23 protein-coding genes are annotated in these 25,587 nt (G+C 71.3%); 15 read left to right on the top strand and 8 right to left on the bottom strand.

Translation table 11 applies throughout. From position 1 onward, the window contains the following. Window positions 1-123: 123 nt before the first annotated feature. The 3 genes from ABEA10_RS01725 to ABEA10_RS01735 all read left to right on the top strand — a co-directional run bounded on the left by ABEA10_RS01725 (window position 124) and on the right by ABEA10_RS01735 (window position 5,339). Window positions 124-1,314, top strand: a complete 1,191-nt coding sequence (locus ABEA10_RS01725; RefSeq protein WP_345456391.1) for a sensor histidine kinase — start codon at window positions 124-126, stop codon at window positions 1,312-1,314. Beyond that, complete coding sequence (locus ABEA10_RS01730; RefSeq protein WP_345456394.1) at window positions 1,311-1,976, top strand: response regulator transcription factor; 666 nt, start codon at window positions 1,311-1,313, stop codon at window positions 1,974-1,976. Before ABEA10_RS01725 ends, ABEA10_RS01730 begins: the two co-directional genes overlap by 4 nt. A 171-nt stretch (window positions 1,977-2,147) precedes the next feature. Beyond that, window positions 2,148-5,339, top strand: a complete 3,192-nt coding sequence (locus ABEA10_RS01735; protein ID WP_345456397.1) for an efflux RND transporter permease subunit — start codon at window positions 2,148-2,150, stop codon at window positions 5,337-5,339. Window positions 5,340-5,358: 19 nt separating this feature from the next. Here ABEA10_RS01735 and ABEA10_RS01740 read toward each other — a convergent pair whose 3' ends face one another. After that, window positions 5,359-6,888 (bottom strand): serine/threonine-protein kinase, encoded by a 1,530-nt coding sequence (locus ABEA10_RS01740; RefSeq protein WP_345456399.1) that lies wholly within the window; start codon window positions 6,886-6,888, stop codon window positions 5,359-5,361. On the opposite strand from ABEA10_RS01740, the gene ABEA10_RS01745 reads away from it, so the two are divergent. Then, window positions 6,882-7,274, top strand: a complete 393-nt coding sequence (locus tag ABEA10_RS01745; RefSeq protein ID WP_345456401.1) for a hypothetical protein — start codon at window positions 6,882-6,884, stop codon at window positions 7,272-7,274. The two genes, ABEA10_RS01740 and ABEA10_RS01745, sit on opposite strands and share 7 nt — an antisense overlap. 6 nt (window positions 7,275-7,280) lie before the next feature. Here the strand turns inward: ABEA10_RS01745 and ABEA10_RS01750 are convergent, their stop codons facing one another. Together ABEA10_RS01750 and ABEA10_RS01755 are read right to left on the bottom strand one after the other, a co-directional pair. Beyond that, window positions 7,281-7,907, bottom strand: coding sequence for a LuxR C-terminal-related transcriptional regulator (locus ABEA10_RS01750; RefSeq protein WP_345456404.1), 627 nt, complete (start codon window positions 7,905-7,907; stop codon window positions 7,281-7,283). Window positions 7,908-7,920: 13 nt separating this feature from the next. Continuing rightward, the gene (locus ABEA10_RS01755) at window positions 7,921-9,114 is read right to left on the bottom strand and encodes a PspC domain-containing protein (protein WP_345456407.1); all 1,194 of its coding nucleotides are present in this window, start codon (window positions 9,112-9,114) and stop codon (window positions 7,921-7,923) included. A gap of 129 nt (window positions 9,115-9,243) precedes the next feature. On the opposite strand from ABEA10_RS01755, the gene ABEA10_RS01760 reads away from it, so the two are divergent. The 3 genes from ABEA10_RS01760 to ABEA10_RS01770 all read left to right on the top strand — a co-directional run bounded on the left by ABEA10_RS01760 (window position 9,244) and on the right by ABEA10_RS01770 (window position 12,001). Continuing rightward, window positions 9,244-10,545: a PspC domain-containing protein gene (locus ABEA10_RS01760; RefSeq protein ID WP_345456410.1), complete on the top strand. Its 1,302-nt coding sequence runs from the start codon at window positions 9,244-9,246 to the stop codon at window positions 10,543-10,545. Continuing rightward, the gene (locus tag ABEA10_RS01765) at window positions 10,532-10,726 is read left to right on the top strand and encodes a hypothetical protein (protein ID WP_345456413.1); all 195 of its coding nucleotides are present in this window, start codon (window positions 10,532-10,534) and stop codon (window positions 10,724-10,726) included. The genes ABEA10_RS01760 and ABEA10_RS01765 overlap by 14 nt, the downstream gene beginning before the upstream one ends. 219 nt (window positions 10,727-10,945) lie before the next feature. Beyond that, window positions 10,946-12,001 (top strand): LLM class flavin-dependent oxidoreductase, encoded by a 1,056-nt coding sequence (locus ABEA10_RS01770; protein WP_345456416.1) that lies wholly within the window; start codon window positions 10,946-10,948, stop codon window positions 11,999-12,001. 46 nt (window positions 12,002-12,047) lie between these two features. Here ABEA10_RS01770 and ABEA10_RS01775 read toward each other — a convergent pair whose 3' ends face one another. Continuing rightward, a complete protein-coding gene (locus ABEA10_RS01775) occupies window positions 12,048-13,595 on the bottom strand; it encodes an alkaline phosphatase D family protein (RefSeq protein ID WP_345456419.1) in 1,548 nt (515 codons plus the stop codon). A gap of 73 nt (window positions 13,596-13,668) precedes the next feature. Further along, window positions 13,669-14,217, bottom strand: a complete 549-nt coding sequence (locus tag ABEA10_RS01780) for a hypothetical protein (RefSeq protein WP_329250892.1) — start codon at window positions 14,215-14,217, stop codon at window positions 13,669-13,671. Between the two features lie 251 nt (window positions 14,218-14,468). Here ABEA10_RS01780 and ABEA10_RS01785 point away from each other — a divergent pair, with 251 nt between their 5' ends. Continuing rightward, window positions 14,469-14,861 (top strand): cupin domain-containing protein, encoded by a 393-nt coding sequence (locus ABEA10_RS01785; RefSeq protein WP_345456426.1) that lies wholly within the window; start codon window positions 14,469-14,471, stop codon window positions 14,859-14,861. A gap of 20 nt (window positions 14,862-14,881) precedes the next feature. Here ABEA10_RS01785 and ABEA10_RS01790 read toward each other — a convergent pair whose 3' ends face one another. Then, complete coding sequence (locus ABEA10_RS01790) at window positions 14,882-15,886, bottom strand: TetR family transcriptional regulator (protein WP_345456429.1); 1,005 nt, start codon at window positions 15,884-15,886, stop codon at window positions 14,882-14,884. Between the two features lie 544 nt (window positions 15,887-16,430). Between ABEA10_RS01790 and ABEA10_RS01795 the strand changes: the two genes are divergently transcribed. From ABEA10_RS01795 to ABEA10_RS01815, 5 genes are all read left to right on the top strand, one after another. After that, the gene (locus ABEA10_RS01795; protein ID WP_345456432.1) at window positions 16,431-16,919 is read left to right on the top strand and encodes a (2Fe-2S)-binding protein; all 489 of its coding nucleotides are present in this window, start codon (window positions 16,431-16,433) and stop codon (window positions 16,917-16,919) included. Further along, window positions 16,916-19,318, top strand: a complete 2,403-nt coding sequence (locus tag ABEA10_RS01800; RefSeq protein WP_345456435.1) for a xanthine dehydrogenase family protein molybdopterin-binding subunit — start codon at window positions 16,916-16,918, stop codon at window positions 19,316-19,318. Before ABEA10_RS01795 ends, ABEA10_RS01800 begins: the two co-directional genes overlap by 4 nt. Continuing rightward, a complete protein-coding gene (locus ABEA10_RS01805; RefSeq protein ID WP_345456438.1) occupies window positions 19,315-20,160 on the top strand; it encodes an FAD binding domain-containing protein in 846 nt (281 codons plus the stop codon). Before ABEA10_RS01800 ends, ABEA10_RS01805 begins: the two co-directional genes overlap by 4 nt. Before the next feature lie 112 nt (window positions 20,161-20,272). Beyond that, complete coding sequence (locus ABEA10_RS01810) at window positions 20,273-21,037, top strand: SRPBCC family protein (RefSeq protein WP_345456441.1); 765 nt, start codon at window positions 20,273-20,275, stop codon at window positions 21,035-21,037. 208 nt (window positions 21,038-21,245) lie between these two features. After that, window positions 21,246-22,142 carry a LysR family transcriptional regulator gene (locus ABEA10_RS01815; protein ID WP_345456444.1) on the top strand — a complete coding sequence of 299 codons (897 nt, stop codon included), beginning with the start codon at window positions 21,246-21,248 and terminating at the stop codon, window positions 22,140-22,142. Window positions 22,143-22,224: 82 nt separating this feature from the next. Here the strand turns inward: ABEA10_RS01815 and ABEA10_RS01820 are convergent, their stop codons facing one another. Next, window positions 22,225-22,968 (bottom strand): SDR family NAD(P)-dependent oxidoreductase, encoded by a 744-nt coding sequence (locus tag ABEA10_RS01820; RefSeq protein WP_345456446.1) that lies wholly within the window; start codon window positions 22,966-22,968, stop codon window positions 22,225-22,227. A 140-nt stretch (window positions 22,969-23,108) separates the two neighbouring features. After that, the gene (locus ABEA10_RS01825) at window positions 23,109-23,684 is read right to left on the bottom strand and encodes a TetR/AcrR family transcriptional regulator (RefSeq protein WP_345456448.1); all 576 of its coding nucleotides are present in this window, start codon (window positions 23,682-23,684) and stop codon (window positions 23,109-23,111) included. A gap of 73 nt (window positions 23,685-23,757) precedes the next feature. Here ABEA10_RS01825 and ABEA10_RS01830 point away from each other — a divergent pair, with 73 nt between their 5' ends. Continuing rightward, window positions 23,758-24,573 (top strand): SDR family oxidoreductase, encoded by an 816-nt coding sequence (locus ABEA10_RS01830; protein WP_345456451.1) that lies wholly within the window; start codon window positions 23,758-23,760, stop codon window positions 24,571-24,573. A gap of 77 nt (window positions 24,574-24,650) precedes the next feature. Further along, complete coding sequence (locus tag ABEA10_RS01835) at window positions 24,651-25,499, top strand: haloalkane dehalogenase (protein WP_345456454.1); 849 nt, start codon at window positions 24,651-24,653, stop codon at window positions 25,497-25,499. The last annotated feature ends 88 nt before the right edge of the window (window positions 25,500-25,587 follow it).

Below are 25,587 nucleotides of genomic sequence, written 5' to 3' on the forward strand. Positions count from 1 at the left end.
CCCGGCGGGAACGTCGGTGTACCGCGGACGCGGTACCCGAGGTGACGCGGTCGGCTGACGTGCCGCCGGGGACCGGCGTTTACGGTGTGCTCGGAGCCCGGCTGGGGTGCGTACGGTGAGGTGGTGAGCGTGGGAGGCAACCAGGCGTGGTGGCGGCGGTATCCCCGGGTCGTCGACGCGGCGGTGGTGCTCGTGGCGCTGTTTCTGACGCTGGGCATGATGCGTTTCGCCGGCCGTCCGCCGACCAGGCGGGTGCTGAATCCGGTGGACTACGGGTACGCGGCGGCGGCCTGTGCCGTCCTGCTCATGCGGCGGCGGTGGCCGGTGGGCGTGCTGGTCGTCACCGTCCTGCTGGCGATGGGGCACGGCGTGATACTGCTCGCGGTGGAGCACGGCGCGATGCGGGAGCACGGGCCGCAGTTCCTGCCCGGGCAGGTCGCCCTGTACGGGGTCGCGGCGGCGCGGGGCGGCCGGGCGGGCCTGGTGGCGGGCGCCGCGCTGCTGGCGGCGGCCGGAACCACGCAGATGGTCGTGGCTCCCGGAGAGCTCTCGCTGGGAGTGGTCGCTCTGGTCACCTCGACCGGCCTGGCGGTGGCCGCGGGGGCGGGCGTACGGACCCAGCGGGCGTACGTGGCGACGCTGGAGGAGCGGGCCGTACGGGCGGAGCGGGCCCGGCGGGAGGAGGCCGCCCGGCTGGTCGGCGAGGAGCGGGTGCGGATCGCCCGTGAGCTGCACGACGTGGTCGCCCACCAGCTGACGCTGATCAACGCGCAGGCGGGCGTGGCGCTCTACCTGCACGAGGGCGGGCAGAGCGAGCCGGCCCGGCTGGCCGAGACACTGTCCCATGTGAAGGACGACTCCAAGCAGGCGCTGGCGGAGCTGCGATCCATCGTGGGCCTGCTGGGGGCTCCGGAGGTCCCCCGCGAGCCCGTACCGGGCCTGGACCGGTTGGACGACCTCGCCGCCTCGTTCGCCCGCGCCGGCCTGACGGTGGAGGTCCGGCGGCAGGGGGAGACACGGGCGGTGCCCTCGGCGGTGGACGTGTCGGGGTACCGGATCGTCCAGGAGGCGCTGACCAACGTCAGCAAGCACGCCGCGACCGCGACCGCCCGGGTGAGCCTCGACTACGCCCCTGACACCTTGAAGATCGTCATCGCGGACGACGGGGCCGGGCAGGGCTCCGGTGGCGGCTCGGGCCGGGGGCTGATCGGGATGCGGGAACGCGCCGCAGCGGTGGGTGGCGAGGTCACCGCCGGGCACCGGCCGGGCGGCGGGTTCCTGGTGGAGGCGGCTCTTCCGCTGGGAGACCAATGATCAGCATGCTGCTGGCCGACGACCAGGCACTGCTCCGCAAGACGCTGCGAATGCTGCTGGACGCCGACCCGGACCTGGAGGTGACCGGCGAGGCCTCCGACGGCGTGGAGGCCGTGGCCCTGGCGGCCGAGCAGCGGCCCGATCTGGTGCTGATGGACATCCGGATGCCCCGCCTGGACGGGCTGGAGGCCACCAAGCGGATCAAGCGGGACCGGCCCGAGGTCAAGATCTTGATCCTGACCACGTTCGAGGTCGACGAGTACGTGTTCGAGGCGCTGCGCGTCGGCGCGGCCGGGTTCCTGGGCAAGGGCGCCGATCCGGCCGAGTTGCTGGCGGCCATCAAGACCGTGGCGGCCGGCGAGGCGCTGCTGTCGCCGGCGGCGACCAAGGCGCTGATCACCCGGTTCCGGGACCAGGCGGAGTGGCCGTCCGACCCCGAGCGGCTGGAGGCGCTGACGCCACGCGAGCGGGAGGTGCTCACCCTCGTGGCCGGTGGGCTGTCCAACGACGAGATCTCCGCGCGCCTGCACCTGAGCCCGCACACCGTCAAGACCCACATCAACCGGACCATGGCGAAGCTCGGCGTCAGCGACCGCGCCCAGCTGGTGATCATCGCGTACGAGAGCGGCCTGGTCAGGCCGGGCGGCCCGCGTCCCCGGTAGGGCCGGTCCCCAAGTCGGCTTCGAGCAGCCCGCTACGCGTGTGGACGTCGAGAGGCGGCCGGCGCCTACCGCAGGTGCGGTACGCGCGAATGCCGCGCCGCTCCGATGCGGCCGGGCCCGGTCGCGGACCAGGGTTGGAGGAACCTGTCGTCTCCCTGGTGAATCGAGTCCATGTCCTGGCTTTCCAAGATCAGCTTGGCGCACCGCAAGCTGGTTCTTCTGATCACCATCGGGGTCATCGCGCTCGGCGCCTACCTGATCCCGATGCTCAAGCAGCAGCTGCTGCCGAGCCTGTCCTTCCCGGCGGTCGCGGTGACCGCGACCTATCCGGGCGCGTCCCCCCAGGTGGTCGAGGACCAGGTCGTGAAGCCGATCGAGGACGCGGTCAAGGGGACCGACGGCCTGGAGACGATGACCTCGACCTCCCGCCAGGGCAGCGCGACCGTGCAGTTGCGGTTCGCCTTCGGGACCGACACCCAGGACCGGTCCACACGGATCCAGCAGGACCTGAACAAGATCTCCCAGCGGCTGCCCGACGACGTCGATCCGCAGGTGATGACCGGCTCGACCGACGACCTGCCGACGCTGACGCTGGCCGCCACGTCGCGCGATGACCCGCGTGTGCTGGCCGACAAGCTCACCGATCAGGTGGTGCCCGAGCTGGAGGCCGTCGACGGCGTCAACGAGGCCGCGGTGTCGGGGAAACGCGCCCGTGTCGTACGGGTCGTCCCCGACCAGGCGAAGCTGAAGCGTCACGGCCTGACCATGGCGGCGGTCACCACCGCGCTGCAGACGGCCGGGACCACCGCGCCGGGCGGATCGGTGGATGCGGACGGCAAGAGCGTCAGCGTCCAGATCGGCGGCCCGATCACCTCGGTCACCCAGCTCGAGCAGCTGTGGCTGACGCCTTCCGCCGCTGCGTCCCCGTCCGGCGGCTCCCGGTCGAGCGCCGCTCGCGGTGGCGTCCCCGGCGCCGCTGCGGCGGGCGCGACCGGAACCGCGGTGCAGCTTGGTCAGGTCGCGTCGGTCCAGGTCACCGACGCGGCGGCGACGTCGCTGACCCGTACGGACGGTAGGGAGAGCCTGGGCGTCGCGATCACCCTCGACCCCGAGGGCAGCGCCTCCTCGGTCTCGGACGACGTCCGCGGGCTGCTGCCCGGCCTGCAGCGCGAACTCAGCGACGGCGCCAGGCTCACCGTCGTGTCCGACAGCGGCCCCGCCGTCAGCGAGGCGGTCTCGGGCCTGCTGGAAGAGGGGCTGCTCGGCCTGGTGATGGCGATCGTGGTGATCGTGCTGTTCCTGCGGTCGGCCCGGTCGACGCTGGTCACCGCGATCTCGATCCCGCTGTCCGTGGTGATCGCGCTGATCGCCCTCAAGGCCGGCGGCTACTCGCTCAACATGCTCACGCTCGGCGCGCTCACCATCGCGGTCGGGCGGGTGGTCGACGACTCCATCGTCGTGCTGGAGAACATCAAACGCCACCTCGGGTACGGCGAGGACAAGGCGACCGCCGTCCGTACGGCCGTGCGCGAGGTCGCCGGGGCGGTCACCGCCTCCACCCTCACCACCGTCGCGGTGTTCCTGCCGATCGCCCTGGTCACCGGGATGGTCGGGCAGCTGTTCGGCCCGTTCTCCATCACCGTGACGGTCGCGATGCTGGCCTCCCTGGTCGTCGCGCTCACCGTGATCCCGATTCTGGCGTACTGGTTCCTCAAGACGCCCGCCACCGGCGCCGACCCGGAGGAGTTCCGCCGCCGGGTCGAGGAGGAGGAACGCCACGGGCCGCTGCAGCGCGCGTACGTGCCGGTCATCTCCTTCGCCACCCGGCACCGCAAGAGCGTGCTGGCCGGGGCCGTGGTCATCCTCATCGGCACCTTCGCCCTGGCCGGCGGCCTGAAGACCAGCTTCCTGGGCGACTCGGGCACCCAGGCGCTCAGCATCACCCAGAAGCTGCCCGCCGGCAGCAGCCTGGCCGCCACCGACGCGGCGGCCAAGAAGGTCGAGGGCGTGCTGGCCGCCACCGGCGGCGTGGCGTCCTACCAGGTCACCATCGGCTCTCCCGGCGGCCTCATGGGCGCCGGCCGGGGCGCGAACAGCGCCTCGTACACCGTCTCCCTCAAGGACGGCGCCGACGCCGACACGGTCAAGAACACCCTCAGCGGCAGGCTGGACGGCCTCGCCGGCACGGGCGAGCTGACCGTCGCCGCCGACAGCGGCTTCGGGGGCTCCAACGACATCCGGGTGCAGGTGCACGGCACCGACGACACCGCCCTCACCGCCGCGACCAGGCAGATCGAGCAGGCCCTCAAGGGCGTGTCCCAGGTCACCGACGTCACCAGCGACCTCAGCGAGAGCGCGCCGCAACTCGTCGTCCACGCCGACGGGAAGAAGGCCGTCGCCGCGGGCCTGACCGACACGACACTGGCCGCGGCGGTGACCGAGGCCACCCAGGGGCAGACCGTCACCACCGTGAGCCTGGACGGCGAGGACACCGACGTCGTCCTGCGCAGCACCGGCGACGCCCCGCACAACGCCGCCGACCTGAAGAACCTCAAGATCGGCACCGCAACCGGCCGGACGGTCAGGCTCGGCGACGTCGCCAACGTCACCCAGCAGAACGGCCCGGTCGAGCGTGCCCGCGTCGACGGTGACCGGACCATCACCGTCACCGCGACGCCCGTCGGCGACGACACGGGTGCGGCCAACCGGGCCGTCACCACCGCCCTGGACAAGCTCCGGCTGCCCGCGGGCGCCGACTACTCCCTCGGCGGCATCACCAGCGACCAGAACGAGGCCTTCAAACAGCTCGGACTCGCCATCGTCGCCGCCATCGTGATCGTCTTTCTGCTGCTGGTGGCCACCTTCGGCAGCATCCGGCAGACCCTGGTGCTGCTGGTCTCGATCCCCTTCGCGGCGACCGGCGCGCTCCTGCTGCTGCGCGTCACCGGTGTCCCCCTGGGTGTCGCCGCCATGGTCGGCCTGCTGATGCTCATCGGCATCGTCGTCACCAACGCCATCGTCCTGGTCGACCTCATCAACCAGTACCGCAAGACCGGGATGTCGATCACCGAGGCCGTCACCGAAGGCGGGCGCCGCCGGCTGCGGCCCATCCTGATGACCGCCCTGGCCACCGTCTTCGCGCTGCTCCCCATGGCCCTCGGCGTCACCGACTCCGGCGGCTTCATCTCCCAGCCGCTCGCGGTCGTCGTCATCGGCGGGCTGGTGAGTTCGACCGTGCTCAGCCTCATCCTCATCCCGACTCTCTACACCATGGTCGAGACCCGCCGGGAGCGCCGCCACGCCAGGAAGAACCGTCTCGACCAGGCGCCCCGGCACCGGGCGAAGGAGCCGGCCCTGCCGTGACGCGCACTCACAGGGGGCTTCAGGCCGCGGGGGCGGGCTTCAGGACGAAGCCCGCCACCCCCTGGTGCACGGCCCCTCCCTCGATCTCGAAGTTGCCCTGAATCTTGTAGGCGCCGTGGACCCAGTAAAAGCCGCTCCACGCGGGGTCGCCCGCCGAGATTCCGACCGAGAGGCCGCCGCATTTCCGGCCGTTCGGCTCCTCGCCCTGTTCGAGCTTTTCGAAGCAACTCGTCCAGACCGTGAACAGCGCACCGTTGTCCGCGTGGGACGGGTCGTACGGCTGCCCTTCCCCGTCCTGGGGAACGATGGCCTCGTCCAGGGTCGCCAGGATGTACACCTTTTTGCCATTGTTTTCTTCGAGGAACTTCTGAAACTTCGTGCCGGGTCCGAAGTTCGCGATCGGCTCTCGGTAGGAGGGTCTCGCCGGAGCCGTCACCACCGTCTTCGTGGCGGACGGCTCCGGCGATCCCTTGCCGGTCGGCCGCAGTGCGAATAGGGCCACGATGACGACGGCGACCGCCGCCACCACGGAAATCGGGACGAGCATCGCCGGCCTTCGGCCGGTCCGGGGAGCCGGCTTCCGTGCGGCCTGGGCCGGGAGGAACGAAGCCGCCCCGGCCGGCGTCGTCATCGCGCCGAGGAGCGCGCTCGCGTCGGGCCGGGCTTCGGCGGCCGGTGCGAGCGCGGCCGACAGGATGCGGCGCAGCTCGTCCGGCACGCCGTCGAGGTCGGCCGCTCCCCGGTAGGTCCGCAGGGCGACCGCCTGCATACCGCCCCCGCCGAAGGTCGGTCTTCCGGTCGCCGCGTAGGCGATGGTCGCGCCCCAGGCGAAGACGTCGGCGGCCGGACCCGCCGACGCGCCGTCGAGTACCTCCGGCGCCATGTAGCCGAGTGTCCCGATGGCGCCGCCTTCTCGCGTGATGCGGGTCGCGTCGTACTCCTGGGCGATGCCGAAATCGATCACCACGGGGTCGTCGCCGACCACCATCACGTTGGACGGCTTGAGGTCACGATGGACGTGACCGGCGGCATGGATGGCGACCAGTGCCTCGGCGACGCCGCGCGCCGTTCGCCACAGCCTGTCCCCCCGCAACGGGCCGTCGGCCTTGACGACGTCGTACAGGGTCCGGCCCTGAACATAGCCGGTGACCAGGTAGGGCGGAACGGCGTCCAGATCCGCGTCGATGAGTCGCGCCACCCGAGGACTGCTAATGCGCCGCATCGCCGCCACTTCGCGCCGAAGCCGTTCTCGCATGGCGGCGTCATAGGAGATGGAAGGGTGCAGTTGCTTGAGCGCGACAGTACGTCCTTCGGGGTCGAGAGCGAGAAAGACCAGGCCCATCCCCCCGGCCGCCAGATAGGACTGCGGACGGTACTTGCCGATGGTCTCCGGCCACTCTTCGCCTGCCAATTCACCGCTCCCCGACTGGACGCCGCGACTATATTGATCGCCGACCGGACCGGGCGCAACGCGATCTTCCCGGTAACGCCTGTGGTGGAGGCCGAGTGTCCCCGTTCCGACCGGCCGTCGCGGCCACCGTGATGACATGCGCCTGCCTGCTGGCCGCCTGTGGATCCGACGACGAGAGCGAAAAGCCGGTTCCTTCCGCCTCGGCGCGGTCGACCGCCGCGTCCGCCGCCTCCTCCCCGGCCGCCGCGGCATCGCCCGCCTGCCCGTCGCGCGCCCAGATCGCCGACGCCGTCTCGGCGGCGGACCATTCCACCGGGGTCATCGTCTCCACGAAGATCGTGTGCCAGGACGGCTGGGCGACCGCTCCCATGCGGTATCCGGGGTCCGACCCCTCGCGCGCCGTGGTCCGCGTACAGGGCGGCGACGTGCGCCTCGTGACCTACGGCACCGACGGCCTGTGCGAGAGCCCGAAGATGAAGAAGGCGCCCGCCGAGATCAAGAAGGCCCTGGGCGTCTACTGCTGAGCGCGCTCAGACGAGGCGGCGGGCGGCGGCCCAGCGAGAGAGCTCGTGGCGGTTGGAGAGCTGGAGTTTGCGCAGCACGCTGCTCACGTGGGTCTCGACGGTCTTGACCGAGATGAACAGCTCCTTGGCGATCTCCTTGTACGCGTAGCCGCGGGCGATCAGGCGCAGGACCTCGCGTTCGCGCTGGGTGAGCTGGTCGAGTTCGGGGTCGATGGCCGGCACGTCGGCGGCGGCGAAGGCGTCCAGTACGAAGCCCGCCAGCCTCGGGGAGAACACCGCGTCGCCCTCGGCCACCCGCTCGATCGCCTGGGTCAGCTCTCCCCCGGAGATCGTCTTGGTGACATAGCCGCGGGCGCCGCCGCGTACGACGCCGATGACGTCCTCGGCGGCGTCGGACACCGACAGGGCCAGGAACCGCGTCTCCGACGGCAGCACGCGCCGCAGCACCTCGACGCCACCGCCGCCGGGCAGGTGAACGTCCAGCAGGACCACGTCCGGCTCCGCCGTCTTGATCACTTCGACCGCCTCGTCGACGTCACCGGCCTCGCCGACGATCTCCACGGAGTCGCCCAGCTCGGCCTTCACGCCACTGCGGAACATCTGATGGTCATCGACCAGTACCACGCGCGTCATCGGGTCTCTCGCTTCACTTGGAATCACGCCGCATTTCCAGTCGTACCTCCGTGCCCTCGCCCGGGGCCGTACGGATCTCGGCCTTGCCGCCGTTGCGTTCCATCCGCCCGATGATGGACTCCCTCAGGCCCATGCGGTCGTGCGGGATGGCGTCGAGGTCGAAGCCGCGGCCCCGGTCCCGTACGAAGATCGACACATCGTCGCCGACCACCTCGGCGTAGACCGACACCGACGACGTACGGGCCTGGTCGCCCGGCTCTCCGTCGGCGTACTTGGCGGCGTTGACCATGGCCTCTCGCGCGGCCTGGAGCATCGCGCCGAGGCGTTCGTCCAGCGGGCAGTCGCCCACGCAGACCACCTCGATCGGCATGCCGTGGTGGTCCTCGACCTCGGCGGCGGCCTTGCGCACGGCGGCGGCCAGGTCCTGTTCGGCGTCCGCCTTCGGCTCGTACAGCCAGGCTCGCAGGTCGCGTTCCTGCGCCCGCGCCAGCCGCTGCACCTCCCGCGGGTCGTACGCGCTGCGCTGGATCAGCGTGAGGGTGTGCAGGACGGAGTCGTGTACGTGCGCGGCGACCTCGGCGCGCTCCTGCGAACGGATCCGTTCGCGGCGCTCGGCGTCCAGGTCACGCCACATCCGCAGCAGCCACGGCGCGACGACGACCGCGACGCCGGCCAGGACGACGGTGGAGCCGAGCAGCACCTGGCCGGCCTGGCCGGGATGAATCTGCTGGGCGAGGAACGCGACGAGCCCGGCGACGACGAGCAGCGTGCCGATGATGCTGCGCAGCCACATCGCCTGCGAACTGCGGACCCAGCGGCGCCGGCGTTCCGGATCGGCCTGCTGCCAGATGACCCCGACGCCGATGCCGCCCGCGACGATCGGCCACATGGCCCAGTTCAGCGCGCCCGCGCCCCAGGTGAACAGGCACAGCCCCCCGACCAGGGCCGCGTACGCGAAGAGCTGCCCGATGTTGCGGGGACCCGCCGGCTCGGCGCGCTGCGGGACCAGCAGCCAGAGCGCGACGTACGCGACGACGCCCACGCCGGCGGCCAGCAGCACGGCGAACGCCACGCGTACGACGATCACCTCCAGGCCGAGATGCTCGGCCAGCCCGGAACACACGCCGCCGACGAGCCGTCGGCCGGCTCGTCGTTCGAGGCGGGCGGGGGCCGGCTGCGCGGTCTCCCCGCCGGGTGTTTCGGGCACAAAGAGATGGTCACACGTTCCGGTCCTTCCCGCATCGGGGAGGGCCCTGGGAGATCCCGGAGGTCCTCAGGGATGACTCAGGGTCCTCCCGGATGGTGACCGTGACAGCGTCGCGAGACGATATAACGCATGAACGAGGACAGCGCCGACACGCCCGGCTCCCCGCGGCGGCTCCTCCGCTCCCAGGAGGGCCGTCTGATCACGGGAGTGTGCGCGGGCCTCGCTCGTTATACGAACATCGACGCCATCGTGTTCCGGGTCGGGTTCGCCCTGCTGGTCATCACCACCGGCGTCGGCATCCTGCTCTACATCGCGGCCTTCCTGCTCATGGGCGCGCCCGACGGCGGGCCCTCGTGGGTCGAGCGCACCGGTAAGCGCCTGTTCGACGGCGACACCGCGCTGGCGCTGCTCGGCGCGGCGCTGGGCGCCGGGATGCTGCTCGGCGTCGCCAACAACTGGGGGTCGGGCGAGGCGCTGTGCGTCGTCGTGGTGTTCGGCCTGACGCTGCTCGTGGCCCGGTCGCGCGGCGTCGATCTCGCCCAGACCGCGCGGAGCCTGCCGGACCGGATCAAGGGCCACCCGCTGGACTCGTGGACGCCGCCCCCTCCGCCGCCGCCCACGTACCCGCTGTCGGACGGCATGGTCGATCTCGCCCGCCTCGGCCGCCGCACCGACGGTTACGCGGCCGGCCCGTACGCTCCGCCAGCCCCGGAGAACACCACCCAGCCGCTCGGCACCGACCCGGGTCCCCACCCGGCCGGCCCGTACGCCCCGGGCAGCCCCCTGCCTCCTCCCGCCCCGCGGCCCCCGCACCGGCCGTCGTACCTGACGGGGCTCACCCTGCTGACCGCCGCACTGGTCGGCGCGGCGCTCTACGCCGAATTCGGCCACCGCGCGAACTTCAGCGGCCTTCAGATCGTCATAGCCGGGGCGCTCGTCGTCGTCGCCGTCGGCCTCCTCCTCGGTGCCTGGTTCGGCCGGGTCCGCAAGCTCGTCCTCGTTGGAGCGATCATGTCTTTCGCCCTCGCATCAACCTCTATCGCCGGCAACCCGGCGGTCGCGCGCCGGACCCACCACACGATGTGGCGCCCGGCCGCCACGGCCCAGGCCGAGCAGACCCACAAGGTCTTCGTCGGCCAGGGTGTGGTCGACCTGACCGACGTGCCCCTCGCGCCGGGCCAACGGCTCCAGGTCAACGCCGAGGTGACGCTCGGCGTGCTGGCGGTCAAGGTGCCGAGCACCGCCCGCGTGGAGATCGACGGCCACGCCTACCTGGGCGACATCACGATCGACCACCAGGTGACCAGCGGCCCGGGTGCCCGCGTCCGCCGCGTGCTGACCCCGGAGGGCGGCACTTCCGCGACGGCGACGATCGCGCTGCGCATCCGCAGCAAGGTCGGCGACATGGAGGTCACGCGTGTTCCGGCATAGGTTCGACCCGGCCTCGCTGGTCGCGGGCGTCCTGTTCCTGGCCATCGCGGGCCGCTACCTGGTCGAGGGTTTCGGCGGCGACCCCGTGTCGTTCCCCTGGGCGGCGCCGTTCGTGCTCGCGGCCGTCGTCCTGATCGTCATCCTGCGCGTGATCTTCCGCTCCCGCCGCCGCGAACAGTGACCGCATTCCGCATTTCATTTTTGTCGGATTCATTGTTCAGGCTCTCTAATTTTCACCGGCACGGACGTTTAAACGGCGGGAATGAGCATTATCGGCGGCGTTTTCGCGTCGGCCGCTAAGGAATTATCAACGATACTTTTCGGTATGTTCAGTCGCCGGTTCGGCAGATACGTTGGTGAGCGGGCACATCAGGGAGACGCCACGGAGAAAGGGTCGCAGATGAAGTTCGGCATCCTGTTCCGTCCGCAGGACCCGCCCGACGCGGCGAACATCGTCGAGCGATGGCAGGAGATCCTGGCCGCCGCCAAAGTTGCCGAACAGGCGGGCTTCGACGGCCTCTTCGTACCCGAACACCACATGATGCCCGACGGTTATCCGCCCTCTCCCTGGGCGGCACTCGGCGCGCTGGCCGCGATCACCGAGCGCGTGGAGATCGGCACGACGATCCACCTGCTGCCGTTCGAGCACCCGATCCATGTCGCCGAGCACGCGGCGATGGTCGACGTCATCTCGGGCGGGCGGCTCCGTCTGGGGTGCGGGCTGGGCAACTTCCCGACCGAGTTCGAGCTCTACGGAATCGACCCCGCCACCCAGGTGTCGCGCTTCGAAGAGTGCATCGAGGTCGTGCAGCGCGCGTGGGCCGGCGAGGAACTCGACTTCCACGGCCGGCACTTCGACATCAAGGGACGGATCACCCCCCGGCCCGTCGGCGCGGAGCTGTGGCTGGGCGCGATGTCCGAGCCCGGCGTGCGCCGCGCGGCGCGGTTCGGCTGCCCGTGGCCGACCGATCCGCTGCACAACATCGACGTCATGAAGCACTGGGCCGAGGTGTACCGCAGCGCCGGCGAGGAGTACGGCACGTCACAGAAACTCGGCGTCAACCTGCTCCGTGACGGCTGGGTCGCCGACTCCCTGGCCGACGTCGAACGCACCTGGTGGCCGCACGTCCGCGCCGACCACTGGTTCTACTTCAAGGAGGTCCCGCGCTGGGTGGCCGACCGCGAGCCGTTCCTCCAGGACGTCACCGAAGAGGATGACTTCAAGTTCGACCGCCACCGGATCGACCGCCTGATCGTCGGCAGCCCGGACGACTGCATCGCCTCGATCCGCGCCTTCCAGGAGGCGATCGACCCCGACTACCTCATCTTGACCTTCCGCATGGCGGCGGGACCGGACCACCAGCGGGAACTGGAGTGCATCCGCCGCTTCGGCAGCGAGGTCATCCCCGCCTTCCGAACCCAGGACCAGCCACTGCTCAGCCGCACAGATCCATGAGAGATTCCGCGACGGCGGCACGTCACAGGACGTTAGGTTTGACCACCTAATGTGACGACCGTTTCGGGGAAAGTGAAACGCTCCACAGCGCCTTGCCCGTGTAGTCGCGCAGGTGGACGGTCAGGTCTCCCGACTCCCCGCTGATGGCGATCTCGCCGAAGAACTGGTAGCCCTCCAGCGGCGAGGTGTTGGCCTGCGGCGGCGCCGACTGGAACCTCACCGTCGGGCCGAAGGTCTCGTCCAGAGCGTTGGGCCCGAAGGCGCCCGCGTTCAGCGGCCCGGACACGAACTCCCAGAACGGCTCGAAGTCCTGGAACGCCGCCTTCGCCGGGTCGTAGTAGTGCGCCGCCGTGTAGTGCACGTCCGTGGTGATCCATACGACGTTCCGCACGCGGTTCTTCTTGATCGAGGACAGGACGTCCGCGAGCTGCAGTTCACGGCCCAGCGGCGCGCCGTTGTTCCCCTGTGCGACCGCCTCGATGCGGTCGGCGTCCGGCACGACGAGCGCGAGCGGCATGTCCGCGGCGATGACCTTCCAGGTGGCCCGCGACTCCGCGAGCGAGCGCTTGAGCCACTCGGCCTGCCGCGCGCCCATGATGCCCTGCGCGTCGGTGGTCTGGTCGTCCGGGCCGTTCGCGTCGCGGTAGGTGCGCATGTCGAGCACGAAGACGTCGAGCAGCGGGCCGTAGGGGATTTTGCGGTAGATGCGCCCGTCGTCGTGCGGCCGCCCGCCGATCGGGACGTACTCGAAGAACGCCTGCCGGGCCCGCGCCGACAGCACGTCCGTGCGCTTCTCGGTGTAGGCGGCGTCGTCGAGGGTCTCGCCCGGGTACCAGTTGTTGTGGGTCTCGTGGTCGTCCCACTGGTTGACCTGCGGCACGGCCGCGGCGAAGGCGCGCAGGTTGTCGTCCATCAGGTTGTACTTGTGCTGCCCGCGGTACTCCGCCAGGGTCTCGGCGACCTTCGCCTTCTCCGGCGAGGTCAGGTTGCGGTAGATCCGCCCGTCCGGCAGCGTCACGCTCGGCTCGATCGGGTCGTCGGCGTACCAGTGGTCCCCGTTGCACAGGAAGAAGTCGGGGTCGGCGGCCTGGATCGCCTTGAAGATCCGGTATCCGCCGATGTCGGGGTTGATCCCGAAGCCCTGGCCGGCGAGGTCGCCGGACCACACGAAGCCGACGTCGCGCCGGGCCCGCGGGACCGTGCCGAACGTGCCGGAGACCGGGGCCGAGACCAGCGACGCGTCGTCCAGGTCGGCGGCCCGTACGCGGTAGTGGATCCGGCGCCCGGCGGGCAGGCCGTCCAGCCGTACCTTGCCGGTCAGGTCGGTGTCCGGGGTGAGCAGCGGGCCGCGCACCGTCGAGAAGTGCCGGAAGTCCGGCCGGGTGCTGACGTCGACGAGCATGCGGGAGGGCCGGTCGGCGCGGGTCCAGACGACGGCTCCGTCCGCCGACGGGTCACCGCTCTGCACACCGTGCGTGAGCCGGGGACGCCCGGACCGTACGAGGGCGGCCGCGTGTGGACCCGTCCCCAGCAGGGCGGCACCTCCGGTCGCGATGAGGCCGTTGCGCAGGAAGGAACGCCGGTCGAATTTCATCTCCCACTCCCGTCTCGAAACCGCACCGATCGTGGCGCGCGACGACGTACGGGACCAGGACCGAAGGTTGCCGTCAGGTGAACTCCAGCACGCTCTGGATGCGGCTCCAGGCGTTCGACGCGTCGTTGTCGGGCGTGGGTTCGAAGACCAGCACGCTGTCACCGAGGTCGAACGTCACGGTCGGGATACCGGCCTCGGTCACCATGGGCTCACGCACCTCCACCCCGTACGGCGCCTCCAGGACGCTCATCTCCGCGCCTTCCCGCACCGGATCGAAGATCAGCAGCCCCTGAGCCACCCAGAGAGCACCGCGCTCCAACCCGGCCTCCGGAACGATGCCGCCGCCCGGCCGATCGTCCGATGCGAGGGGCCCGCACAGGCGTCCGATGAGGCACAGCCGGGGCCGCCGGTTGCCGGTCAGGTCCGCGACGACCTCGTTCGGGTCACCGAGTTCGGCGGGGATGACGTAGAAGGCCAGCCCCGGACGGGGCCCTTCGAGCCGCTTGCGGTAGGTGCGCAGGGAGCGCCGGACCCGGAACAGCCGGCGGCCGCTCAGAGCCCCGGCGACTCCTGCCCCGGCGCCGGCCACGAAACACAGCACACAGCCCACGATCAGCGACATCGGGGGAGTCTAATGCGAGGGCCCCGAAATTCCCGGCAAGTCTGTTTCGTGCCTGGTAGCGGCGGTCGTCCGGCTTGACAGAGCGGCGCGGCGGCACCCAGACTTTCCTTCATGCCAGCGCGTACCTTCTCGACCGCCGACGTGGTGTCCCGCCACGCGGTCATCGCGCTGCGTCCTTCGTGTTGTCGCTGACCCGATCTTCGTCGTAGACGTCAGCCCGCGGCGCTCGGCCGCACTCCGAAGGACCCTTGATGAACTTCTCGGCCATTCCCGATCTCACCATGCAGAGCCACGAGGCCGTCGACGGCCTCACCGTCGGCCGCCTGGCCGGCGTCGTCCGCGAGGTCGCGGCCCGGCCCGCGTACTGGTGGCACCTCGCCCGCTTCGACGGCACGCCCGTACGGCTCGCCGCCGCGAACGACCTGTGGCTGTCGGTCTGGCCTCCGGGCCACCGCGCCGACCCGGGCGCCGCCGTGCTCACCGTCCTCGCCGGCGAGCTGTCCGAGCGGACGATCACCGATGAGGGCGTCGCCGAGCGCACGCTGCGGGCCAACCGGATCCGCGTGTACGGCGCCGGCAATCCCCGTGAGCTGGTCAACCTCGGCCCGGGGTACGCCCTCAGCCTGCACGCGAACCACGGATGAGCGTTCCAGCGGCGGACTGATCAGGAACCGGCGTCGGTCAGCCGGCCCTCGGTGCGGAGGCTGGGCCTCTTCTCCAGGTACGCCTTGAGGCGGCGCAGGGTGGTGGCGATGGTGGCGTCGTTGGCTCCGGTGCGGTTGGCGACGCCCGTGATCGCGATGCCGAACGGGATGAACCAGGACGGCGCGCGCAGCCAGTTGGTCTCGGTGACGACGCAGCCGTCCGCCGTGGGCTCGATGTCGTACTGCCAACGCGAGAAGGGGAGGTTGAACGGCGCCGTCACCTCGTAGCCGAAGCGCCGGCCCGGTTCGGCGTCCGTGATGCTGCAGGTGGTGGCCCAGCGACGCGGTCCGTTGCGGTTGTAGCCGCGGAACCGTGCGCCGACGGCCGGGACGGTCGCGCCGTCCAGCCAGCAGGCGTCGATTTGCGAGGAGCTCGGCGGTTTCGGACCGAACGCGTCCAGCACCCGCTCGGCCAGCTCGTCCGCGTGATCCCGCGGCAGGTAGCCATCGATGATCATCTGAGACAACCCGTAGACGATCGCCTGACCCGCGAGGCCCATCACGTGGGGGTCGCCCTCCGGGAGTTCGCCCGCCTGCTGGCCCGCCACGATGATGTCGCTCAGGGTCCGCTCCATGCGTTCCAGCCGGCTCCGGAGCTCGTCCGGGTGTTCGGCGCCGAACACCCGCGACTTGATCAGCTCGAAACGGTGCGGATGCCGGATCGCGTACCGCACGAACCCCAGGCCGTAGGCGCGCATCGCCCCGCACTGGGCATCCGCGAGCGCGGCGAGCTGCCATTCCTCGAAGTCGGCCAGGATCCGGTCGGCGACCGCCGTCAGCAGCGCCTGCCGATCGTTGAAGTGCCGGAACGGGGCCCCCGGCGACACCCCGGCGCGGCGCGCGACCTCGCGCACGCTCACCTTGTCGGGCCCGCGCTCGTCCAGGAGGTCGAGTGCCGCCGCGACGAGAGCCGCGGGCAGGGAGCCGTGGTGGTAACCGGCGCGCTGACCGAGCTTGTCGTCCATGCGTGCAGTGCTACCACAGCCGGAACACCGGCGAGCCGGTCCGGGGAACGGCATGGGACGGCCCTGCGACGGTCAAGTGAACGAGAGTGGTCAATGATGATCCGGTGGCGACTCTGCGCCGCCTCTGGTCTACCGGGGGTGTTGAGGCTTACGTTGGCACCACCAGCCTCCTTCCACAGGAGTTCGTGATGCCGCGTAGCCGCACCAGACGCATCCGTAGAGCCTCCGCGCGTATCCGCCGCAAGCACCGTTCCGGCGCACGCCGCACCCACAAGGCGGTCCTGCCCGAAAAGCCGGCGAAGGACTGACCGCGCGGGTCACCCGCCGCCATCGAGCGCGCGGTCGCCCGCCGCCATCGAGCGCTCTTCCGTACGGGAGGGCGCCACCGCGACGCACTTCCCTGTGGAGGAGCGCCGCCGTTCCCATCCGCCACTTTCCTTCGACGAAGAAGGCAACGTGATGTGGCCGGCGCACAGACGAGCCCGCGGACCTCCCCCGGACCCGGCACGCCCAGGTTCGGAAGCAGATCATCCAGGGAGGACGAATGCCGCGCGTGTCCATCGAGGTCGACGGAGTCAAGTACGACGATGACGTCGAGCCGCGTCTTCTACTCGCCCACTATCTCCGTGACCGCCTCGGCAAGGTGGGGACACCCATCGGCTGCGACACATCCAACTGCGGCGCCTGCACCGTCCTCCTCGACGGCATCAGCGTCAAGAGCTGCTCCGTCCTCGCCATCCAGGCCGACGGGCAGGACGTCACCACCATCGAGGGTCTCGGCGACGGCCAGGGGCTCCACCCGCTCCAGCGCGCGTTCCACGAGGAGCACGCCCTCCAGTGCGGCTACTGCACCCCCGGCATGATCATGGCCTCGCTCGACCTGCTGCGGGAGAACCCCGACCCCTCCGACGAGGAGGTACGGGAGGGGCTGGAAGGCAACCTGTGCCGCTGTACCGGCTACCAGAACATCGTACGGGCGGTGAAACGGGCCGCCACCGACCTGCGCCCGAGCGAACAGGAGGCCACCCGATGACGGCCGCCCCCGAGATCGGCAGCGCGCGCCCGCGCTCCGAGGACGCCCGGCTGATCACCGGACGGACCAACTGGACCGACAACATCCAGCTCCCGGGCCTGCTGCACGCGGCGTTCCTGCGCAGCCCGGTCGCACACGCGCGCATCACCGCGATCGACGTGAGCCAGGCGCGCGAGCGGCCCGGCGTGGTCGCGGTCTTCACCGGCGCCGACCTGGCCGACGAACAGGGCAGCCTGCCGTGCGCGTGGCCGGTCACCGAGGACATGGTGCTGCCGGACCACCCGCCGATCGCGGTGAGCGAGGTGCGGTACGTCGGCGAGCCGGTGGCCGTCGTGGTGGCCCGCGACCGGTACGCCGCCGCGGACGCGCTCGAGGCGATCGACGTCGACTACGAGTCGCTGCCCGCCGTGCTCGACATGGAGGAGGCGATCAAGGAGGGCGCCGACCTCGTCCACGCCGACAAGGGCACGAACAAGTCCTACGAGTGGGTCTTCGCGGCGGGCGACATCGACGCGGCCTTCCGCGACGCGCCGGTCGTCATCGAGCGCCGGTACGTCCAGCAGCGGCTGATCCCGTCGGCGATGGAGCCGCGCGCGGTGGTCTGCTCGGCCGTCGGCGACGAGTACACCCTGTGGTCGGCGACGCAGATCCCGCACATCCTGCGACTCATGCTGGCCACCGTGACCGGCATCCCCGAACACCGTCTCCGGGTCGTCGCGCCGGACGTCGGCGGCGGTTTCGGCTCCAAGCTCCAGGTGTACGGCGAGGAGGTGGCCTGCCTGCTGCTGACGAAACGGCTCGGCCGCCCGATCAAGTGGACCGAGTCGCGCAGCGAGGGCAACGCGACCGTCCACCACGGCCGCGACCAGATCCAGCGCCTGTCGCTGGCCGCCGACTCCGACGGGCGGATCCGCGGGCTGAAGGTCGACCTCCTCGCCGACATGGGCGCCTACCTGATGCTGGTCACGCCGGGCATTCCGCTGCTGGGCGCGTTCATGTTCAACGGCATCTACAAGATGGACGCCTACCACTTCAAGTGCGCCGGGATCTTCACCACCAAGACCCCGACCGACGCGTACCGGGGCGCCGGCCGCCCCGAGGCCACGTACGCGATCGAGCGGCTGATGGACGAACTGGCGAGCGAGCTGTCCCTCGACCCGCTGGAGGTGCGCCGCCGCAACTGGATCAAGCACGAGGAGTTCCCGTACGAGACGATCGCCGGGCTCACCTACGACTCCGGCAACTACGAGGCCGCGACCGACAAGGCGCGGCAGCTCTTCGAGTACGACAAGCTGCGCGCCGAACAGGCCGACCGGCGCGACCGCGGCGACCCCGTCCAGCTCGGCATCGGCGTCTCGACGTTCACCGAGATGTGCGGTCTCGCGCCGTCGCGGGTGCTCGGCTCGCTGTCGTACGGCGCGGGCGGCTGGGAGCACGCGTCCGTACGGGTGCTGCCGTCCGGCAAGGTCGAGGTGGTGACCGGCTCGTCGGCGCACGGGCAGGGACACGAGACGGCGTGGGCGCAGATCACCGCCGACCGGCTGGGCGTGCCGTTCGAGGACGTGCGCGTGCTGCACGGCGACACCGCGATCTCGCCCAAGGGCATGGACACCTACGGCTCGCGGTCCCTCGCCGTCGGCGGCGTGGCGCTGTACAACGCCTGCGACAAGGTGATCGACAAGGCTCGCCGGATGGCCGCGCACCTGCTGGAGGCCGACGAGCACGACGTCGAGTTCGCGAACGGGGCGTTCTCCGTACGCGGCGTGCCCGACCAGTCGCGGACGCTCCAGGAGGTGTCGCTGGCCGCCTTCGCGGCGCACGACCTGCCCGAGGGCTTCGAGCCGTCGCTCGACTCCGACGCCACGCACGACCCGGACAACTTCTCCTTCCCCCACGGCACGCACCTGTGCGCCGCCGAGGTGGACACCGAGACCGGATACGTCAAGATCCGCTCGTACGTCGCGGTGGACGACGTCGGAAAGGTGGTGAACCCGCTGATCGTCGAGGGTCAGGTGCACGGCGGCCTGGCGCAGGGCATCGCCCAGGCACTGTACGAGGAGGCGGTCTACGACGCCGACGGCAACCTGACGACCACGACGATGGCCGACTACCTGCTCCCGGCGGCCTCGGACCTGCCGACGTTCACCACCGACCGCACCGAGACCCCGGCGACCACGAACCCGCTGGGCGTCAAGGGCGTCGGCGAGGCCGGCACGATCGCCTCCACGCCGGCCGTGGTGAACGCGATCGTCGACGCGCTCCGCCCGTACGGCGTGAACGACGTGCCGATGCCGTGCACGCCCGAACGCGTGTGGCGAACCCTGCAAGGGGGCGGACCGGAACACTCGGCGCAACCCGGTGCGGGCGGCGGGCTCGGATCGGCCGGAGGTGAGGCATGATTCCCGGATCGTTCGACTATGTACGCCCGGCGACGCTGGACGAGGCGGTCGCGGCGCTGCGCGACGCCGGCGACGAGGGCAAGGTGATCGCGGGCGGGCAGAGCCTGCTGCCGCTGCTGCGCTTGCGGCTGGCGTTCCCCGAGGTGCTGATCGACGTCGCCTCGGTGCCGGAGCTGCGCGGCGTACGCGACGAGGGCTCCTCGCTGCTGGTGGGCGCCATGACGACGCACTACGAGGTGCTGCGCGATCCGCTGATCCGGCAGCACGCGCCCCTGGTCGCGGCGGCCACCTCTACCGTCGCCGACCCCGCCGTACGCCACCGGGGCACCTTCGGCGGCTCGCTCGCGCACGCGGACCCGGCGGGCGACCTGCCGGCGGTCGTGCTCGCGATGGACGGGGTGTTCGTCACGTCGTCGCGGGAGATTCCGGCGGCCGAGTTCTTCGCCGACTACCTCACCTCGACGCTCGAACCCGACGAGGTCCTGGTCGGCGTCCGCCTGCCGAAGTCCTTCGCCGGGTGGGGCTTCCACTACGAGAAGTTCCACCGTACGGCGCAGGCCTGGGCCATCGTCGGCGTCGCCTGCCTCGTCAACCGCTCGGGCGGCGAGGTCGCCGCGGCCCGGGTCGCCCTGACCAACATGGGCTCGACGCCGGTGCGCGCGTCGGCGGTGGAGTCGGCGGTCAGCGGCGGCGCGGCCGACCGCGATGCCTTCCGCGCGGCGGCCGGAAGCGCCGCCGAGGGCACCAGCCCGCCCAGCGATCTGCACGGGTCCTCCGACTACCGGCGCCATCTCGCGACGGTCCTGACGGCGCGTGCGCTGTCCAGAGCGGCCGACGTTTAGCGCGCGTCGCGCGTTCGCTCCCCTGGCGCGGGGTATGCAGTCGTGCATGTCGCGCATACCCCGCGTCAGCGGAGCTTTGGGGCCCTCGTAGGGTTCATCTGGGAGGATGTCCATGGAACTTGATCACGAATTCACCGTTCCCGTGCCCGTGGATCAAGCGTGGCCGGTCCTGCTCGACGTCGAGCGAATCGCTCCGTGCATGCCCGGCGCGACGCTGGACTCGGTCGACGGCGACGACTTCACGGGCCGGCTCAAGGTGAAGCTCGGGGCGATGACGATCACCTACAAGGGCTCGGCACGCATCGCCGCTCGCGACGAGGACACCCACACGGTGTCCATCGAGGGCACCGGCAAGGAGGCGCGCGGCGCGGGGACGGCCAGCGCGAACGTCCAGGCACAGCTGCACGACCAGGGCGACAGCACCCGGGTCACCGTGCACACCAAGCTCAACATCACCGGGCGCCCGGCGCAGTTCGGCCGCAACATCATGTCCGAGGTCGGCGGCAAGCTGATCGGCCGGTTCGCGGACAACCTCGCCGAGGAGATCGCTCGGCCCGCGGAAGAGCCCGAGGCCGCGGCGGCTCCGGCCGCGGAGCCGCAGGCGGCGCCCGCGGAGCCGGCGCCGAGCGGCGACGGCACCCCCCAGCCCACCGAGGCCGCGGAGCCGCAGACCGCCCCCGCCGAGCCCAAGGCGTCCGAGGCCACACCGCGGCCGGCGGCACAGCGGCCCGTCGCCGCGCGCTCGTCGAACGATGAGGCGATCAACCTGCTCGAGTTCGCGGGCCCCTCGATCGCCAAGCGGCTGGCGCCGGTGGTGGTGGGCCTGCTGGGCCTGTTCGGGTTGTGGCGGATCGTCCGGCGCGCCCGGCGCAAGTGACCGGCTGAGCCGGTCGCCCGTGCCGGGCGGGGCGGCGCCATGGGAGATCGGCGGCCGCGGGAACGAGGATTTCGCGCCCCGCCCGGCCACGCGTCCGCGCTCCGGCGACGGCCGGGCCCGTACGGCCGAGCGGCGGCCAATAGCGTCGATCAGCAGGACTTATGGCCGCCGCTGGCGTCCGGCGAACCGGGAGTGATGGCATCGTCGTATGGAACTGCGGGAGATGCGGGCGTTCGTCGCCGTCGTCGAAGAGGGCGGCATGTCCGCGGCCGCACGGCGGCTGCATCTGAGCCAACCGGCCCTGTCCCAGACGATCGGTGCGCTGGAGCGGGAGCTCGGTGTGGAGCTGCTCGTCCGGAGTTCCACCGGCGTGGCGGCCACGGAGGCCGGCCTGACCCTTCTCACCGAGGCCCGTGCGGTTCTGGCCCGCCATGACCAGGCCGCCGCCGCCGTCGCCAGGCACGCCGGAGCCTGCGGCGGCATTCTGAAGATCGGCATTCCGCTCGAACTGCCGCCGGACCTGCTCACCGGCCCGCTGGCCGACCTCGCTGCCGCCTACCCTGGCACCCGGGTGCTGGCCCATCACCTTTCCACCGCCGCGCAGATGGCCGCGCTGCGCGCCGGCGAACTCGACGTCGGCCTGGTACGCGAACATCCCATCGGCCCGGACCTGGACGCCGTCCAAGTGGCCGAGGAACGGCTCGGGGTGCTGCTGACCGTCGAGGACGCCGAGAAGATCTCCGAGCCGGAGGGCATCCGCCTGGACGCGCTCGCCGGGCTCGACTGGGTCGGCTTCCCGCGCTCCGGCAGCCCCGCCTGGTACGACGAGCTGACCGCCATCCTGCGCAGCCACGGTCTCGAGCTGGGACCTCCCGCTCCCGAGGGCCAGGAACTCATCCCGGAGGTGAAGCTCGCCGCCGTCACCGCCGGCCACGCCTTCGCCCTGGCACCGCCGCACTGGCGTCATCCGCTCCCGGACACCGTCGTCTGGTCTCCGCTGGCCGGCCATCCGCTCGTCCGGCGCACCTGGGCGGCGTGGAAGGCCGACTCCCACCGCCGCGACCTCGGGCACCTGATCGTGGCTCTCGACCGCTCGACGCGGTAGGCGGACCGCACGCGCCTCCACGGGCGCCCGCTTCCGCGGTCCGCTGCGCGCGGCGAACGCGAAGCGGACCGCGGCGGGGGCTTCAGACGGCGATACGCCCGCCGTCGACCGGCAGGAGCGCGCCGTGCACGAACGCCGCACGGTCGGTGGCCAGGAAGGCGACCGCCTCGGCGATCTCCTCCGCCGAGCCGGGGCGTCCGGCCGGCGCCGCGCCGGCCAGCGCCTCGATGTCCTCGGCGAATCCGCTGGTTCCCTCGGTGCGCGTCGGGCCGGGGCTGACCGCGTTGACCCGGACCCCCTTGGGCCCGTACTCGGCCGCCCAGGCCTTGGTGAGCAGCACGACCGCGGCCTTGCTGCTCCCGTAGAGGGCGTAACCCGCGACTCCGAACTCCGAGACCATCGTGGTCAGATTGATGATCGCGCCATGACCGCGCTCGGCCATCTCCGGAGCGAGTTCGGCGACCAGGAAGTAGGGCACCTTCACGTTCAGCGTGTACACCGAGTCGAAGTCCTGCTCGCTCGTTTCGTCGGTGGAGACGAACGGATAGATTCCTGCGTTGTTGATCAGGATGTCCACGTGACCGGCCAGCGCACGCGCCTGCGCCGCCAGCGCCCGTACGGACGCCAGGTCGCGCAGGTCGCTGCGTACGAAGTCGGCCTTGCCACCGTTCGCGCGGATCTTCTGGACCGCCTCGTCGCCCCGCGCCTCGTCCCGGCCGGAGATGACGACGTGCGCACCGAGGCCCGCGAGTGCGATGGCCGAGGCACGGCCGATGCCGCTGTTACCGCCCGTCACCAGCGCCGACTTTCCCTGCAACTCTGACATTTGCTCACCTGTGTCCCTATGCCGCGATCAGCGGCTCGGCCAGGTCCATCCCGGCCGCGCCGGGTGCAAGTCCCGGAGAGCCGCCGGACATCCCGTTGATCTATTCGGGCCGGTTATCGCCGGGATAAGCGGCCGAGCGATCAGGCGAGGGAGTCGATCCAGCGCTCCAGCCGGCGGCCTTCGGTGGCCATCAGCTCGGGGTCGCGGAAGGTGTTGGTGAGCAGGGAGATCCCCTGGTAAGCGGCCAGGAGGGCGACGGCGAGCTCACGCGCGTCGTCGCGGCCCATCGCCGCGAACTGCCCCTCGATCCAGTCGACGAGCCGCCGCATGACGTCGGCGACCGCGCGGTCGAGGCCGTCGGCGCGCTTGTCCAGCTCGGCGGCGAGGGTGCCGGTCGGGCAGCCGAACCGGGCGGCGAGGTCGCGGCCGTCGACCCAGCCGTGCACGAGCGCCTTCAGCCGCTCCCGGGGGGTGGGGAGCCGGTCGAGCGCCGCGATCGTCTCCCGCAGGTGGTCCGCCTGCGTGTCGATCGCGGCCTCGACGAGCTGATCCTTGGTCTTGAAGTAGTAGTAGACGTTGCCGACCGGCACGTCGGCCGCTCGCGCGATGTCCGCGAGCGTGGTCCGTTCGACGCCCTGCTCGTGCAGCACCCGAGCCGCGGCGCCGGCCAGCCGCTCGCGCTTGCCGGGCCGCCGCCCGACTTTTGAGTCAGTCACCCGACTAACTGTAGACGCGACCGATCGCCGTCGGCTACCGTCTTAGTTAGTTGACTGACTTAGGAGCGATTCAATGATCGTGGTGACAGGAGCGACCGGAAACGTCGGCGGAGAGCTCGTACGGATCCTGACCGCCGCCGGCGAACGGGTGAGAGCCGTCTCTCGCCGCCCGGCGGAGGTACCCGCCGGCGCCCGGCACTGGCCCGCCGACCTCGCCGAACCTGCCGGCCTGAAGACCGCTCTGGAGGGGGCCGACGCGCTGTTCCTCCTCGTCGCCGGGGAGGAACCGCGAGAGGTCCTCGACCTCGCCGAGGCGGGCGGCGTACGGCGGGTGGTGCTGTTGTCCTCGCAGGGCGCGGGCTTCCGGCCGGACGCCTACCGGCATCCGGTGACCTTCGAAGCGGCCGTACGCGCATCGGGCCTCGAATGGACGATCCTGCGCCCGGGCGGCTTCCACTCCAACTCCTACGCCTGGGCCGCGTCGATCCGCGCGAACCGGACGGCCGCCGCGCCGTTCGCGGACGTCGGCCTGCCGACCATCGACCCGGCCGACATCGCCGAGGTGGCCGCCGCCGTCCTACGGGAGCCGGGCCACGCGGGCCGGACCTACGAGCTCACCGGCCCGGCGGCGATCACTCCGCGCGAGCGGGCCGCGGCGATCGCCGAGGCGCTGGGCGAGCCGGTGCGGTTCGTCGAACAGACCCGGGAGGAGGCCCGCGAGGAGATGCTCCGCTTCATGCCCGAGCCGGTCGTCGAGGGCACGCTCGCCATCACCGGCGACCCGACCGCCGCCGAGCAGAAGGTCGGCCCGGCCGTCGCGCAGATCCTCGGCCGCCCGCCGCGCGCCTTCGCCGACTGGGCGCGGCGGAACCTCGCGGCCTTCCGGTGACCGCCTCCCCGCCCGATGCGCCCGGCCGGAGATCACGGTCGACCACCCGATGAAGCTCACCCTCTGAAAGGCCCCTCATGCCCGTCCAGCGAGTGCTCGACTCAACGATCCGCTACCAGGAGGTGGGCGGCGGCACGCCTGTCGTCTTCCTGCACGGCAACCCCACCTCCTCTCACCTGTGGCGCGACGTCGTTCCGGCCGTGCCGGGGCGGCGGCTGGCACCCGACCTGATCGGGATGGGCGGGTCCGGCAAGCCCGCCATCGACTACTCCTTCGCCGACCACGCGCGATACCTGGACGCCTGGTTCGACGCGCTCGACCTCGACGGCGTGGTCCTGGTCGGGCACGACTGGGGCGGCGCGCTCGCGTTCGACTGGGCCGCCCGGCATCCGGAGCGGGTGCGCGGCATCGCGTTCACCGAGACCATCGTCAAGCCCATGACCTGGGAGGAGTTCCCCGAGGCCGGCCGGGCGCTGTTCGAGGCGATCAAGAGCGACAGGGGCGAGGCCATGATCCTCGACGACAACGCCTTCATCGAGATGCTGCCCGGCAGCGTCGCCACCTCGATCGGCGAGGAGGACATCGCCGCCTACCGCGCGCCGTACCCCACGCGTCAGAGCCGCCGGCCGATCCTGCGCTGGGCGCGGTCCATGCCGCTGGGCGGTGCACCCGCCGACGTCGTTTCCCGGATCGAGGCGTACGGCGCGTGGCTCGCGGCGAGCCCGGACGTCCCCAAGCTGCTGGTGACGTTCGCGCCCGGGCCCGGCGTGATGATGACCCCGGAGATGATCGACTGGTGCTCGACGCACATGGCCGGGCTGGAGATCGAGCGCTACGACGCGGTCGCCGGCCACCACACGCCCGAGGACCGGCCCGAGCTGATCGCCACGACCGTCGGGAACTGGCTGCGACGAAACCGGATCTAAGCCCGGCCCGCCTCCTGGGCGAACGCCCGGAAGCGTTCACCACCTCGGGACCGGCGAAGGAGCCGGACCGGCCACTTCAGGCACGTGC

The sequence above is a fragment of the Actinoallomurus oryzae genome (assembly GCF_039541955.1).
Taxonomy (GTDB): Bacteria; Actinomycetota; Actinomycetes; order Streptosporangiales; family Streptosporangiaceae; genus Actinoallomurus; species Actinoallomurus oryzae.

What these genes read in the sequence shown, in the direction of transcription:
- ABEA10_RS01730 (WP_345456394.1), top strand. Translation starts at nt 1,311, where the DNA reads ATGATCAGCATGCTGCTGGCCGACGACCAGGCACTGCTCCGCAAGACG.
- ABEA10_RS01735 (WP_345456397.1), top strand. Translation starts at nt 2,148, where the DNA reads ATGTCCTGGCTTTCCAAGATCAGCTTGGCGCACCGCAAGCTGGTTCTT.
- ABEA10_RS01745 (WP_345456401.1), top strand. Translation starts at nt 6,882, where the DNA reads ATGACATGCGCCTGCCTGCTGGCCGCCTGTGGATCCGACGACGAGAGC.
- ABEA10_RS01740 (WP_345456399.1), bottom strand. Translation starts at nt 6,888, where the DNA reads ATGTCATCACGGTGGCCGCGACGGCCGGTCGGAACGGGGACACTCGGC.
- ABEA10_RS01750 (WP_345456404.1), bottom strand. Translation starts at nt 7,907, where the DNA reads ATGACGCGCGTGGTACTGGTCGATGACCATCAGATGTTCCGCAGTGGC.
- ABEA10_RS01760 (WP_345456410.1), top strand. Translation starts at nt 9,244, where the DNA reads ATGAACGAGGACAGCGCCGACACGCCCGGCTCCCCGCGGCGGCTCCTC.
- ABEA10_RS01770 (WP_345456416.1), top strand. Translation starts at nt 10,946, where the DNA reads ATGAAGTTCGGCATCCTGTTCCGTCCGCAGGACCCGCCCGACGCGGCG.
- ABEA10_RS01775 (WP_345456419.1), bottom strand. Translation starts at nt 13,595, where the DNA reads ATGAAATTCGACCGGCGTTCCTTCCTGCGCAACGGCCTCATCGCGACC.
- ABEA10_RS01780 (WP_329250892.1), bottom strand. Translation starts at nt 14,217, where the DNA reads ATGTCGCTGATCGTGGGCTGTGTGCTGTGTTTCGTGGCCGGCGCCGGG.
- ABEA10_RS01785 (WP_345456426.1), top strand. Translation starts at nt 14,469, where the DNA reads ATGAACTTCTCGGCCATTCCCGATCTCACCATGCAGAGCCACGAGGCC.
- ABEA10_RS01790 (WP_345456429.1), bottom strand. Translation starts at nt 15,886, where the DNA reads ATGGACGACAAGCTCGGTCAGCGCGCCGGTTACCACCACGGCTCCCTG.
- ABEA10_RS01795 (WP_345456432.1), top strand. Translation starts at nt 16,431, where the DNA reads ATGCCGCGCGTGTCCATCGAGGTCGACGGAGTCAAGTACGACGATGAC.
- ABEA10_RS01800 (WP_345456435.1), top strand. Translation starts at nt 16,916, where the DNA reads ATGACGGCCGCCCCCGAGATCGGCAGCGCGCGCCCGCGCTCCGAGGAC.
- ABEA10_RS01805 (WP_345456438.1), top strand. Translation starts at nt 19,315, where the DNA reads ATGATTCCCGGATCGTTCGACTATGTACGCCCGGCGACGCTGGACGAG.
- ABEA10_RS01810 (WP_345456441.1), top strand. Translation starts at nt 20,273, where the DNA reads ATGGAACTTGATCACGAATTCACCGTTCCCGTGCCCGTGGATCAAGCG.
- ABEA10_RS01815 (WP_345456444.1), top strand. Translation starts at nt 21,246, where the DNA reads ATGGAACTGCGGGAGATGCGGGCGTTCGTCGCCGTCGTCGAAGAGGGC.
- ABEA10_RS01820 (WP_345456446.1), bottom strand. Translation starts at nt 22,968, where the DNA reads ATGTCAGAGTTGCAGGGAAAGTCGGCGCTGGTGACGGGCGGTAACAGC.
- ABEA10_RS01830 (WP_345456451.1), top strand. Translation starts at nt 23,758, where the DNA reads ATGATCGTGGTGACAGGAGCGACCGGAAACGTCGGCGGAGAGCTCGTA.
- ABEA10_RS01835 (WP_345456454.1), top strand. Translation starts at nt 24,651, where the DNA reads ATGCCCGTCCAGCGAGTGCTCGACTCAACGATCCGCTACCAGGAGGTG.